Annotated in this window: 10 protein-coding genes; 9 read left to right on the top strand and 1 reads right to left on the bottom strand. The window is 64.6% G+C overall.

Annotated features, from left to right (window positions below; translation table 11 throughout):
- Nucleotides 1-46 precede the first annotated feature (46 nt).
- Genes FHS03_RS13860 through FHS03_RS13875 form a run of 4 tightly spaced genes read left to right on the top strand, consistent with a single transcriptional unit; the run spans nucleotide 47 to nucleotide 7,461 of the window.
- The gene (locus FHS03_RS13860) at nucleotides 47-2,116 is read left to right on the top strand and encodes an alpha/beta hydrolase family protein (RefSeq protein WP_183441550.1); all 2,070 of its coding nucleotides are present in this window, start codon (nucleotides 47-49) and stop codon (nucleotides 2,114-2,116) included.
- On the top strand, nucleotides 2,113-4,149 hold the full coding sequence (locus FHS03_RS13865; RefSeq protein WP_183441551.1) for an alpha/beta hydrolase family protein: 2,037 nt from the start codon (nucleotides 2,113-2,115) through the stop codon (nucleotides 4,147-4,149). The genes FHS03_RS13860 and FHS03_RS13865 overlap by 4 nt, the downstream gene beginning before the upstream one ends.
- 58 nt (nucleotides 4,150-4,207) lie before the next feature.
- Nucleotides 4,208-6,211 (top strand): alpha/beta hydrolase family protein, encoded by a 2,004-nt coding sequence (locus FHS03_RS13870; RefSeq protein WP_183441552.1) that lies wholly within the window; start codon nucleotides 4,208-4,210, stop codon nucleotides 6,209-6,211.
- Between the two features lie 35 nt (nucleotides 6,212-6,246).
- Nucleotides 6,247-7,461 carry a 6-phosphofructokinase gene (locus FHS03_RS13875; protein ID WP_183441553.1) on the top strand — a complete coding sequence of 405 codons (1,215 nt, stop codon included), beginning with the start codon at nucleotides 6,247-6,249 and terminating at the stop codon, nucleotides 7,459-7,461.
- A 69-nt stretch (nucleotides 7,462-7,530) separates the two neighbouring features.
- Here the strand turns inward: FHS03_RS13875 and purM are convergent, their stop codons facing one another.
- Nucleotides 7,531-8,571, bottom strand: a complete 1,041-nt coding sequence (gene purM / locus FHS03_RS13880) for a phosphoribosylformylglycinamidine cyclo-ligase (protein ID WP_183441554.1) — start codon at nucleotides 8,569-8,571, stop codon at nucleotides 7,531-7,533.
- A gap of 139 nt (nucleotides 8,572-8,710) precedes the next feature.
- Between purM and FHS03_RS13885 the strand changes: the two genes are divergently transcribed.
- From FHS03_RS13885 to folK, 5 genes are read left to right on the top strand one after another with little or no spacing between them, the layout of a single operon-like run.
- Nucleotides 8,711-9,793, top strand: coding sequence for an AI-2E family transporter (locus tag FHS03_RS13885; protein ID WP_183441555.1), 1,083 nt, complete (start codon nucleotides 8,711-8,713; stop codon nucleotides 9,791-9,793).
- A gap of 45 nt (nucleotides 9,794-9,838) precedes the next feature.
- Nucleotides 9,839-10,507 carry a DnaA regulatory inactivator Hda gene (hda, locus tag FHS03_RS13890; protein WP_183441556.1) on the top strand — a complete coding sequence of 223 codons (669 nt, stop codon included), beginning with the start codon at nucleotides 9,839-9,841 and terminating at the stop codon, nucleotides 10,505-10,507.
- On the top strand, nucleotides 10,504-11,178 hold the full coding sequence (locus FHS03_RS13895) for a histidinol-phosphatase (RefSeq protein ID WP_183441557.1): 675 nt from the start codon (nucleotides 10,504-10,506) through the stop codon (nucleotides 11,176-11,178). Before hda ends, FHS03_RS13895 begins: the two co-directional genes overlap by 4 nt.
- Entirely contained in the window at nucleotides 11,171-12,775 is a 1,605-nt protein-coding gene (pcnB, locus tag FHS03_RS13900) for a polynucleotide adenylyltransferase PcnB (protein WP_183441558.1), read from the top strand. The genes FHS03_RS13895 and pcnB overlap by 8 nt, the downstream gene beginning before the upstream one ends.
- Entirely contained in the window at nucleotides 12,772-13,257 is a 486-nt protein-coding gene (gene folK / locus FHS03_RS13905) for a 2-amino-4-hydroxy-6-hydroxymethyldihydropteridine diphosphokinase (RefSeq protein ID WP_183441559.1), read from the top strand. The genes pcnB and folK overlap by 4 nt, the downstream gene beginning before the upstream one ends.
- Nucleotides 13,258-13,270: the final 13 nt, after the last annotated feature.

The following is a 13,270-nucleotide window of genomic DNA, read 5'->3' on the forward strand; positions in this document are numbered from 1 at the left end:
TGTAGGGAAATTATTCAATAAGCAATAAACTGAACAAGAAACCCCTATGGCAAACACAATCAGAAGCATCGTCCCCGCTTTGCGGGCGCTGGCTTTCTCCATCGGCCTGACCGCCGGAGCGGCGGCATGGATGCCCGCGACGGCGGCGGTGCCGATCGAAGCCTTCTTCACCAATCCGGAATTCAGCGAAGCCCGCCTCTCGCCCAGCGGCAATTATGTGGCCGCCAAAGCCAGCCATAACGGCCAGCGCATGCGGCTGATCGTGGTCGACCTGCAAAACAATGCGGCCAAGGTCGTGGCCCAATTTGCCAGGGCCGATATCCGGGATTTCCAGTGGATCAGCGACCAGCGCCTGCTCTTCAATCTGACCGACCGCAGCGTCGGCCAAGGCGATGTGGCGCATGCGCCAGGCTTGTTTGCGGTCGACCGCGACGGCGGCAATTTCCGCCAACTGGTCAACCGTACCGGCCACGTCCTGAGCACGCCGGCGGCGGCGCGCATGCTGCCCTGGTATCACTTCATGCTGGACCAGAGCGGCAGCATGGATTCGGAATCGGTGTACGTCATCCGGCGTAATTTTCAAAATGAAAACGCGGACGAACTGGTCTTCGGAGAGCTGCTGCACCTGAACACGCTTACCGGCCAGACCAAATATGTGCCGCGCCCGCCCGATTCCGTGGGCTGGCTGCTCGACACCCGGGGCGAGCCGCGGCTCGCCGTCGGCATGGAAAAGAATCAGAAAAAAATCTATGTGCGCGCGCAAGGCCAGCAGGAATGGCGCCAGATCGCCAGTTTTGCCGCCGTGGGTAAGAGCGAGGGTGGGTTCACCCCGTTAGCCCTGACCGCCGACGACAAACTCTATGTCAGCAGTACCGCCGCGGGCGACAAGGCCGCCGTGCACACCCTCGATCTGGCCACCGGCAAACTCAGTAAAGACCCGCTGGTCCTGCTGGATGGCTATGATTTCGATGGCCATCTGCTGTTCCGCAATGACACCCTGATCGGCCTGCGCTTTACCAGCGACGCCCTGGGTACGCAGTGGTTGGACCCGGCCATGAAAGCGCTGCAGGAGGAAGTCGACGCCCTGCTGCCCGCCACGGTCAATCTGCTGAGCCCACCACAGCAGGCCGATGCGCCCAATCTGCTGGTGCAGTCCTATTCCGACCGCCAGCCCATCCTGACCTATATCTACCATCGCGCCAGCAAGAAGCTGAACCAGGTGGGCGCCAACCGCAGCCTGATCCAGCCGCAGCAGATGGCACAGCAGCAATTCCTGCGCTACAAGGCGCGCGACGGCCTGCCCATTCCCGCCCTGCTGACGGTTCCCGCCCATGCCAAAGGGCAGAAGCTGCCGCTGGTGGTGCTGGTGCATGGCGGCCCCTATGTGCGCGGCAACAGCTGGGGCTGGCATCCCGATTCGCAATTTCTCGCCTCGCGCGGCTATGCCGTGCTGGAGCCGGAGTTTCGTGGCAGCAGGGGCTTCGGCACACGCCACTTCTTTGCCGGCTTCAAGCAATGGGGTTTGAAGATGCAGGACGATATCGCCGACGGCGCGCGCTGGGCCATCGACCAGGGCCTGGCCGATCCGCAACGCATCTGCATCGCTGGCGCCAGCTATGGCGGCTATGCCACCCTGATGGGCCTGATCAACGATCCCGAGCTGTACAAATGCGGCGTCAACTGGGTGGGCGTCACCGACATCAAGCTGATGTACACCGACACCTGGGCCAGCCGTTCCGATGTCACACTGTTCGCAAAACGCTATGGCATGCCGGAAATGATCGGCGATCTGGAAAAGGATGCAGAACAATTGAAAGCCACCTCGCCGCTGCTGCAAGCGCACCGCCTGAAACAACCGCTGCTGATGGCCTATGGCGGTTCGGATATGCGCGTGCCCCAGTTTCATGGCAATAAGTTCCGCGACGCCGTCAGCGCCACCAACCAGGACGTCGAGTGGATCGTGTATCCGGAAGAGGGCCATGGCTGGGTGCTGCCGCACAACCGCATCGATTTCTGGCGCCGGGTCGAACAATTCCTGGACCGGAATATCGGTCCTGCCTCTCAACACAAGAAGCAGCCCGCCGCCGCCATGCCGCCTAAGGAGTCCCCGCCATGAATGTCTTCGCCCTGCTGCTGAGTGCCGTTCTCAGCCTTCCCTTGGCTGCGCAGGCAGCCCAGCCCGCCGCGCCGGTGCCGCTGGCCGCCTTCTTCGACAATGCCGAGTTCGGCGAGGCCGTGCTCTCGCCCAGCGGCAAATACCTGGCGGCCAAGGTCGGCGGCGGCGACCAGCGCGAGGGGCTGGTCGTGGTCGACCTGAGCCAGATCTCCTTACAGGTGGTGGCGCGCTTTGCCGACGTCGATATCAATCATGTGCAGTGGGTGAATGAGGAGCGGCTGCTGTTCGACACCATCGACAAGCGCATCGGCGTGGGTGACGTCCGCTTCGCGCCCGGCCTGTTCGCGGTCGACCGCGACGGCAAGAATTTCCGCCAGCTGGCCAACCGCAACGCCAACTTCGTCCAGCCGTCCGGCGCGGCGCGCCTGCTGCCCTGGCATACCTTCATGATGGAGCAGCGCGGCGCGCAGAATTCCGATTACGTCTATGTGCGCAGCCAGAAGATCGACGGTCCCGGCGAACTGCGCTATGAGGAATTGCTGCGTCTGAACACGCGCAACGGCCATGCGACCTCGTTCGGCCGGCCCGCCGATACCCGCGGCTGGATGCTGGACGATAAAGGCGAACCGCGCTTGACCTGGGGCCACGAGAAAGGCGTGCAGACCATTTACCTGCGCGAGCAGGATGGCGAGAAAGGCAGTTGGCGCAAGCTGGCTTCCTTCAATGCCTATGGCATCGCTAAACAAGGTTTCGATCCGCTCGCCTTCGGCCCGGACGGCACGCTGTATGTGGTCAGCCATCACGCCGGGGATGATAAGAAGGCGGTGCATACCCTGGACCTGGCCACGGGCCAGGTCAGCGCCAAGCCCCTGGTCCAGCTCGACGGCTTCGATTTTTCCGGCCATCTGATTTTCGGACGCGGCAAACTGCTGGGCGTGCGCTATGTGCGCGAAGCGCGCGACACGCTGTGGCTGGACCCGGAGATGAAGCAGATGCAGGCCGAGATCGACGCCAAACTGCCGAATACGATCAATCTGCTGACCGTGCCAAGCCGCCCGGAAACGCCGAATGTGCTGGTACGCGCCTATTCCGACCGCCAGCCCGCCGTGACCCTGATCTATAACAGCGAGGCCAAGACCTTCAACAAGGTCGGCGACAGCCGCCCGCAGATCCGCGCCGCCGAGATGGCGGGCCAGCGCTTCCTGCGCTACAAGGCGCGCGACGGCCTGGAGATTCCCACCCTGTTGACCGTGCCCAACGAGAAGGAAGGCCAGAAACTGCCGCTGGTGGTGCTGGTGCACGGCGGTCCCTGGGTACGCGGCAGCAGCTGGGGCTGGGATGCCAACGCCCAGTTCCTGGCCTCGCGCGGCTATGCCGTGCTGGAACCGGAATTCCGCGGCAGCACCGGCTTCGGCGGGCGCCATCTGCAGGCCGGCTTCAAGCAATGGGGCTTGAAGATGCAGGACGATATCGCCGACGGCGCGCGCTGGGCCATCGCCGAAGGCATAGCCGATCCGCAGCGCATCTGCATTGCCGGCGCCAGCTACGGCGGCTACGCCACGCTGATGGGTCTGGCGCGCAATCCCGAGCTGTTCAAGTGCGGCATCAACTGGGTTGGCGTCACCGATATCAAGCTGATGTACACGGGCCACTGGAGCGCCATTTCCGACCTGTCGGAACAATGGAAGGAATATGGCATGCCGCAGCTGATCGGCGATCTGGAAAAGGATGCGGAACAATTGAAAGCCACCTCGCCCCTGCTGCTGGCCGAACGCATCCGCCAACCCCTGCTGCTGGCCTATGGCGGCGCCGACCAACGCGTACCCATCTACCACGGCACCAAGTTCCGCGACGCCGTCAAAGCGCATAACAAGGAGGTTGAGTGGGTCGAGTATGCGGAGGAAGGCCATGGCTGGACGCTGCCGAAAAACCGCATCGATTTCTGGGGTAGGGTCGAAAAATTCCTCGACCGGAATATCGGCGCGGGCGCCAGCCGCCCCGATCCGGGCCCGGGCGCGCCGCAAGCAAAATAAATTATAAAAATATTATTTATCAGCTATGATTTTAATTATTTAATTGATAATTAAAATCATGCCCACCTACCGCTTCCCCGCCCTCGCCGCCTTCCTGGCTGCCGCCAGCACCCTGCTGCATGGCGCCGCCGCGGCGGCGCCCATTCCGATCGAATACTTCTTCGAGCAGCCCGAATTCAGCCAAGCCCTGCTTTCGCCCAGCGGCAAATACCTGGCCGCCAAGGTGGCGGCGCGCGGCAGCCGCGAAGGGCTGGTCGTGGTTGACCTGGTCAATAACAGCGCGCGGAAAGTCGCCCAGTTTTCCGATGCGGATATCGGCAACGTGCACTGGATCAGCGAGGAACGCCTGCTGTTCGACACCGAGGATAAGCGGCTGGGGCTGCGCGATATCGAATACGGTCCCGGCCTGTACGCCGTGGACCGCGACGGCCAGCATTTGCGCCAGCTGGCCGACCGCAGCGGCGCGGCCCTGCGCGAGCGCAGCATCCGTACCCTGCTGCCCTGGCACACCTTCATGCTGGAACAGCCCGGCGCCCAGGACTCCGACTATGTCTACGTGGCCGACCGCAAATACGAGTGGCCCGGCGTGCTGCGCCGCGAAGGCTTGCTGCGCCTGAATACGCGTACCGGCCAGTCCACGGCCGTGCTGCGTCCCGCCGACACGGAAGACTGGTTGCTCGACTATCAGGGCGAGCCGCGTCTGGCCTGGGCCTTCGAGAAGAATATGGCCACCCTGTATCTGCGCGAGGCGGCCGATAATAGCTGGCGCAAGCTGCATACCCACGATATATACAAGCCTGGCAGCGACAGCTTCACGCCACTCGCTTTCGGTCCGGACAAGCAGCTGTATGTCCGTTCGCACCAGAGCGGCGACAAGAGCGCCGTGCATGTGTTCGATAGCACGAGCGGCAAGATCAGCAAGACCCCCCTGGTGCAGCTCGACGGCTTTGACTTCAGCGGTCACCTCATCTTCGGCAAGGGCAGGCTGCTCGGCGTACGCCATCTGAGCGAGGCCTGGGAAACCAGCTGGGTCGACGCTGCCATGAAGAAGGTGCAGGAGGATGTCGATGCGCGCCTGCCGCAGACCATCAACCGCATCGACCTGCCGGCACGGCCGGAGACCGACAATATCCTGGTCACGGCCGAATCCGACCGCCAGCCGCCCCTGACCTATGTGTACAACACCCAGGCCAAGACCTTTAACAAGGTGGGCGAGAGCTATAGCCGGATCGATCCGGCGCGCATGGCGCCGCAGCAGTTCCTGCGCTACAAGGCACGCGATGGCCTGGAAATTCCCGCCTTGCTGACCTTGCCTGAGGGCAGCAAGGGCAAGAAACTGCCGATGCTGGTCCTGGTGCATGGCGGCCCTTGGGCGCGCGCCAGTATCTGGGGCTGGAATCCGTCGGCCCAGTTTCTGGCCTCGCGCGGCTACGCCGTGCTGGAACCGGATTTCCGTGGCAGCACCGGCTATGGCGACGCGCATCTGGCAGCAGGGTTCAAGCAGTGGGGCTTGAAGATGCAGGATGATGTGGCCGACGGCGCGCGCTGGGCCATCGCTCAGGGCTGGGCCGATCCGCAACGCATCTGCATCGCCGGCGCCAGCTATGGCGGCTATGCCACGCTGATGGGGCTGCTGCGCGACCCCGAACTGTTCAAATGCGGCATCAACTGGGTCGGCGTCACCGATATTCAGCTGATGTACAGCGGCCACTGGAGCGCGCTGTCCGACCAGTCCGAGCGCTGGCGGGAATACGGCATGCCGCAGCTGATCGGCGATCCCGAAAAGGACGCCGAGCAATTGAAAGCCACCTCCCCGCTGCTGCAGGCCGCGCGCATCCGCCAGCCCCTGCTGCTGGCCTATGGCGGCGTCGACCGCCGCGTGCCGCTGTATCACGGCACCAAATTCCGCGACGCGGTGAAAGCGCATAACAAGGAGGTCGAGTGGGTCGAGTACGCGGAGGAAGGCCATGGCTGGACGCTGCCGAAAAACCGCATCGATTTCTGGGGCCGGGTCGAGAAATTCCTCGACCGGCATATCGGCGCGGGGGCGAAAACGGAGTAAGCTGGCTGCTCCGTCAAGCACAGGGAGGAGAGAGCATGGGATCGGGCAAAATTCTGGTGGCGCAGGGCGGTGGACCGACCGCCGTCATCAACCAGTCGCTGGTGGGGGTGGCGCTGGAGGCGCGCCGCTTCCGCGAGGTGACGCGGGTGTATGGCGCGCAGTTCGGGGTGCGCGGCATCGTCAACGAAGATTTTCTCGACCTGACCCAGGAAACCAGCAATAACCTGGAACTGGTGGCGGCCACGCCCGCCTCGGCCCTCGGCTCGACGCGCGACAAGCCCGACCTGAAGTATTGCGAAGAGATTTTCAAGGTGCTGCGCGCGCATGAGATCGAGCACTTCTTCTACATCGGCGGCAATGACTCGTCGGACACGGTGCGCATCGTCAGCGAGCAGGCGCGCGCGGCCGGCTATCCGCTGCGCGCCATCCATATTCCCAAGACCATCGACAACGATCTGGTCGGCAATGACCACACGCCCGGCTTCCCCTCGGCCGCGCGCTTCGTGGCCCAGGCCTTCGCCGGCGCCAACCTGGATAACGCCTCCCTGCCCGGCGTGTATGTGGGCGTGGTGATGGGGCGCCACGCGGGCTTTCTTACGGCCGCCTCGGCGCTGGGCAAGAAGTTCCCGGACGATGGGCCGCACCTGATCTATCTGCCCGAGCGCGTGTTCTCGCTCGACAGCTTCCTGGCCGACGTGAAAGCCATGTACGAGCAGCACGGGCGCTGCGTGATCGCGGTGTCGGAAGGCATCCACGACGCCTCGGGCGAGCCGATCGCCACCTTGCTGGCCAAGGAGGTCGAGCGCGACGCGCACGGCAATGTGCAGCTCTCGGGCACGGGCGCGCTGGCCGACCTGCTGTGCGACGAGATCCGGGCCAAGCTGGGCATCAAGCGCGTGCGCGGCGACACCTTCGGCTATCTGCAGCGCTCCTTCATCGGCTGCGTGTCGGACGTGGACCAGCGCGAGGCGCGCGAAGTGGGCGAAAAGGCGGTGCAATTTGCCATGTGGGGTGGCCGCGACGGCTCGGTGGCGATCCGCCGCACCGGCTTCTACTCGGTCGACTACGATCTGCTGCCGCTGGCGGCGGTGGCGGGCAAGACGCGCACGATGGAGGATGAATTCATCGCCGCCAGCGGCACCGACATCACCGACGCCTTCCGCCTCTACCTGCGTCCCCTGCTCGGCTCCGGCATGCCCGACGCCTTCCGCCTGCGTCCCGCGCCGGTGCCGAAAATTCTCAAGCGTTAGAAAAAAGGCGGGGCATGCCGTGCATGCGCCGCCTTTTTTATGGGGGGCTGCGCGCGGCAGCCGCCGGGGTCAGACCACGATGGTCTGGTGTTCGCCTTCCTTGCGGGCGCGGATGGTGCCGATGCGGCTGACGGTTTCACCGGCGGCGCTCAGCTGGGCGATGGCGGCGTCGGCGTTGTCAGCCGAGACGATCACGGTCATGCCGATGCCGCAGTTGAAGACGCGGTGCATTTCGGCGTCGGCCACGCCGCCATGTTCCTGCAGCCATTTGAACAGCGGCGGCATGGTCCAGGAGGCGCCGTCCAGTTCCGCGGTCAGGTTATCGGCCAGCACGCGCGGGATGTTTTCCACCAGGCCGCCGCCGGTGATGTGCACCAGGCCTTTGACTTCCATCGCTTCCATCAGCGCCAGCAGCGGCTTGACGTAGATGCGGGTCGGCTCCATCAGCACGTCGGCCAGCTTGCGGCCGTGGAAGTCGGCGTCCAGGTCGGGCTTGGCCACTTCGATGATCTTGCGCACCAGCGAATAACCGTTGGAGTGGGCGCCGGACGAGGCCAGGCCCAGCACCACGTCGCCGGGGGCGATCTTGCTGCCGTCGATCAGTTTCGATTTTTCCACCGCGCCGACGGCGAAGCCGGCCAGGTCGTATTCGCCGGCCGGGTACATGCTTGGCATTTCGGCCGTTTCGCCGCCGATCAGGGCGCAGCCGGAACGTTCGCAACCGAGGGCGATGCCCTTGATGACGTCGGTGGCGATGGCCACATCGAGCTTGCCGCAGGCGAAGTAGTCGAGGAAGAACAGCGGCTCGGCGCCCTGCACCAGGATGTCGTTGACGCTCATGGCCACCAGGTCGATGCCCACGGTATCGTGACGGTTCAGCTCAAACGCCAGTTTCAGCTTGGTGCCCACGCCGTCGGTGCCGGACACCAGAACGGGCTCCTTGAACTTCTTGCTGATCTCGAACAGCGCGCCGAAACCGCCGATGCCCCCCATCACGCCTTCGCGCAGGGTGCGCTTGGCAAAGGGCTTGATCGCTTCAACTAAGGCGTCACCCGCGTCGATATCGACGCCGGCGTCACGGTAGGACAGGGAAACATTAGGTTGGCTCATGGTGTATTTCGCAGCGGAGGCGGTAAAATAGAAAGCGGTGCCCGTTCCGCGCCGCGCAAGACGCGAAATTGGGTAAGTCCGCTATTCTAGCAAAACACCCGGTCCAACTGCCTTTTTTCACAGAAATTCCAACCAGTCCATGCCATTTCCCCTCAGCTCAGAACAAAAACAAACGGCATTCTGGGTCGCGGTCTGGCTGGGTTTCCTCTTCCTGCTGGTCACATTGGGGCCGGTGTTGACGCCTTTCCTGGCCGCCGCCATCATCGGCTACGCCCTGAATCCGGGCGTGGACCGGCTCGACCGCCTGCGCTTCGGCCGCTTCCAGATGCCGCGCGCGCTGTCGGTGGCCCTGGTCATGCTGGTCTTTTTTGCTGCGATCATCGCCCTGGTGCTGATCGTGCTGCCGGTGCTGGAAAAGGAAATTCCCCTGCTGAAGGCGGCCATCCCCGCCTTCCTGGCCAAGCTGAACGACTTGCTCGGGCCGCGCCTGCACGAGATGGGCGTCAAGGTGCGCCTGGATTCGACCGGCATCCGCCGCATCGTCAGCGAGCAGATGGCTTCCAGCGGCGACCAAATCTGGAGCTCCATCCTCGATTCGGCCCGCGTCGGCGGCACGGCGGTGCTGGGCTGGCTGGCCATGCTGGCCCTGATCCCGGTGGCCCTGTTCTACCTGCTGCTGGACTGGCACCCGATGCTGGCGCGCATCGCCGGCGCCGTGCCGCGCCGCTGGATCGGCAGCACCCTGACCATGGCCGAGGAGGCCGACACCCTGCTGGCCCAGTATCTGCGCGGCCAGCTGCTGGTGATGCTGGTGATGGCCGTGTACTACTCGGTGGGCTTGACGATTGCCGGCTTCGAAGTGGCGCTGCCGGTCGGCATCTTGACCGGCCTGCTGATCTTCATCCCCTACCTGGGCTTCGGCCTGGGCCTGCTGCTGGCGCTGATGTCGGCCATGCTGCAATTTTCGGACTGGAGCGGCCTGGTGGCCGTCGCCATCATCTACGGCAGCGGCCAGATCATCGAAGGTTTCTTCCTCACGCCGCGCCTGGTGGGCGAGCGCATCGGCCTCAATCCGCTGGCCGTGATCTTCGCCCTGCTCGCCTTCGGCCAGCTGTTCGGCTTCGTCGGCGTGCTGCTGGCGCTGCCCGCTTCGGCCCTGCTGATGGTGGCTTTCCGCCATCTGCGCCGCCACTACCTGGGCAGCAGCTTTTATAATGCATGATGTGATGGACAAAAACGTTATGCAAAAGGAAACAGGGCGGCGGGCATGAAACAACTGGTGCTGGATCTGGGCGCCGAGCCGGTGCACACCCTCGAATCCTTCGAGGTGGGACGCAACGCGGAAGTGGCGGCGCTGATGCGCCAATTCGCGGACCGGACGTCGCCCGAGCATTTCGCCTATCTGTGGGGCGAAATCGGCGCAGGCAAAAGCCACCTGCTGAAGGCGCTCGCCTCGACCGAGAGGGCGCGCTACATCTCGCCGTTCTCGATCGAGACGGAGTTCCTGTATTCGCCGGAGGTGGACCTGTACCTGCTGGACGACTGCGAAAAGCTGTCGCCGGTGGCGCAGATTGACGCGTTCGCGCTGTTCAATGAAATCCGCGCCAACCAGGCTTTCATGGTGTGCAGCGGCGCCGTGGCGCCGGCCGTGCTGCCGGTGCGCGAAGACCTGCGCACGCGCATGGGCTGGGGCCTGATCTACCAGATCCATGGCCTGAGCGACGACGAGAAGGTGGCGGCCCTGAGCCAGGCTGCTGCCGCCCGCGGCTTGACGCTGTCGCCGGGCGTGTTACCCTATTTGCTGTCCCATTTCCGGCGCGATATGCGTTCGCTCTCGGCGATGCTGGACTCCCTCGACCAATATTCCCTGGAGACCCAACGTCCAATCACCTTGCCGCTGCTGCGCGAGTGGTTGCAGGCGGAGGCAAAAGAATGACCAAACTGGCCCTGTTCGACCTCGATCACACTTTGCTGCCCATAGACTCGGACTACGAGTGGGGCCAATTCCTGTGCCGTATCGGCGCGGTGGACGCGGCCGAATTCGGCCGCCGCAACGACGCCTTCTTCGCCCAGTACCAGGCCGGCACGCTGGACCCGGTGGAATATCTGGAATTTTCGCTCGGCACCCTGGCCGCCTTCGAGCCGGCGCGCCTGGCCGCGATGCAGCAGCAGTTCATGGACGAGGTGATCCTGCCCGCCATCCGCCCTGCCGCGCGCGCGCTGCTGCAAAAGCACCTAGATGCGGGCGACCTGGTATGCATCGTCACCGCCACCAACCACTTCGTGACGGCGCCCATCGCCAAGGCCTTCGGCGTGGAGCACCTGATCGCCGCCATGCCGGAAACGGCCGGCGACGGCCGCCTCACCGGCCGCCTGCTCGGCACCCCGACCCAGGGCGAAGGCAAGATCGTGCACACCAAGGCCTGGCTGGAAAAGATGGGCAAGACGCTGGAAAGCTTCGACACCGTCTACTTCTACAGCGATTCGCATAACGACCTGCCCTTGCTGTCCATCGTCAGCCATCCCGTAGCGACCAACCCCAACGCCAAGCTGTCCACGCACGCTGCCGCACAAGGCTGGCCTTCACTCCATCTATTCAATGATTAAGAAATTCATCCGTAAAATCCTGGGCGTCAAAGGCAAGAAAGCGCGCAATACCAGCGAGCCGAATGTGCTGGGTCCAAAACAGCATGGCATCGATCCCAAGCTGCTGTCCTCAAACGCCGTGCGCGTCACCAGCACCCTGCAGGAAGCCGGCTTCCAGGCCTTCGTGGTGGGCGGCGCCGTGCGCGATCTGCTGCTGAACGTCAAACCCAAGGACTTCGACATCGCCACCAACGCCACGCCGGAGCAGGTCAAGCGCCTGTTCCGCCGCGCCTTCATCATCGGCAAGCGCTTCCAGATCGTGCACGTGATGTTCGGCCAGGACCTGCTGGAGGTGACCACCTTCCGCGGCACCGCCGCCGCCAACGCGCCCAAGGATGAACATGGCCGCGTCCTGCGCGACAACACCTTCGGCTCGCAGGCGGAAGACGCGGAACGGCGCGACTTCACCATCAACGCCATGTACTACAACCCGGCCACCCAGGAAGTGCTGGACTACCACGGCGGCATCGAGGATATCCGCGCCAAGACCCTGCGCATCATCGGCGTGCCGGAAGCGCGCTACCGCGAAGACCCGGTGCGCATGCTGCGCGTGGTGCGCTTTGCCGCCAAGCTGAAATTCCAGATCGAGCCGACCACGGCGGAGCCGATCCGCGTCATGGCCCCGCTGATCAACAATGTGCCGGCCGCGCGCGTGTTCGACGAGATGCTGAAGCTGCTGATGAGCGGCCAGGCGCTGGCCTGCCTGCAGCAGCTGCGCAAGGAAGGCCTGCACCACGGTCTGCTGCCGCTGCTGGACGTGGTGCTGGAACAGCCGCTGGGCATCAAGTTCGTGACGCTGGCATTGGATTCGACCGACCGCCGCATCGCGGCCGGCAAGACCGTGTCGCCGGGCTTCCTGTTCGCCTCCCTGCTGTGGCATCAGGTGCTGGAAAAGTGGACGGCATACCAGGCGGCGGGCGAGTTCCCGATTCCGGGCCTGCACCTGGCGGCCGACGACGTGCTCGATTCGCAGACCGAGAAGCTGGCCCTGCAGCGCAAGATCGGCTCCGATATGCGCGACATCTGGGCCATGCAGCCGCGCTTCGAGCGCCGCAACGGCAAGAATCCTTACAAGCTGCTGGAGCACCTGCGCTTCCGCGCCGGCTACGACTTCCTGCTGCTGCGCTGCGCTTCGGGCGAGATCGACGCCGAGCTGGGCGAGTGGTGGACCGCCTTCTACGAGGGCGATGAAATCACCCGCGCCGACCTGGTGGCGAATGTGGGCAGCGGTAACGGTCCAAAGCGCAAGCGCGCGCCGCGCCGTGGTCCGCGCAAGACACTGGGCGAGCAGGCCGAGGGCGGCGAGTTCGCCGAAGGCAGCGCCGCGCCAAATGAATACGATGGCGAAGCCGAGCGCCCCGCTCCGCGCGCGCGCCGCCGCAGCGGCAGCGCAGCCGGCACCGAGGTGGCCGAAGGCGCCAACGCATCCTTCGACGGCGAAGACGCGGAAGCCGGCGCCGGCGAAGGCAGCGAGGGCGCGCCGCGCAAGCGCCGCCGCCGTGGCCCGCGCCGCAGCGGCGAAGCGCGCTCCCAGGGCGGCGAATCGTCCGGCGAATGAGCGTGCAAGCGTTTATCGGCATCGGCGCCAATCTGGGCGATGCCCGCGCCAATGTGCTGGATGCGGTGGAGCGCCTGCGCCGCCAGCCGGGCTGCGAGCTGCTGGCAGTCTCCAGCCTGTACCGCACCGCGCCCATCGATTCCAGCGGCGACGATTACATCAACGCGGTGGCGCGCATCGCCACCACGCTCGATGCGGCAAGCCTGCTGCAGGCGCTGCACGGCATCGAACTGGCGCATGGCCGCGAACGGCCTTACCGCAATGCGCCGCGCACCCTGGACCTGGATCTGCTGCTGTACGGCGACGAGCAGATCGCCAGCGCCACGCTCACCGTGCCGCATCCGCGCATGACGCAGCGCGCCTTCGTACTGGTCCCGCTGCTGGAAGTGGCGCCTGACATCATCGTTCCCGGCCTTGGCCCGGCGGCCGCGTTTGCGGCCGGCGTGGCGGATCAGGCCATCACCCGCCTGGCCCAAGCCTAAACACGAGATTCAC

This window comes from Pseudoduganella violacea (genome assembly GCF_014191875.1).
GTDB lineage: Bacteria > Pseudomonadota > Gammaproteobacteria > Burkholderiales > Burkholderiaceae_D > Rugamonas > Rugamonas violacea_A.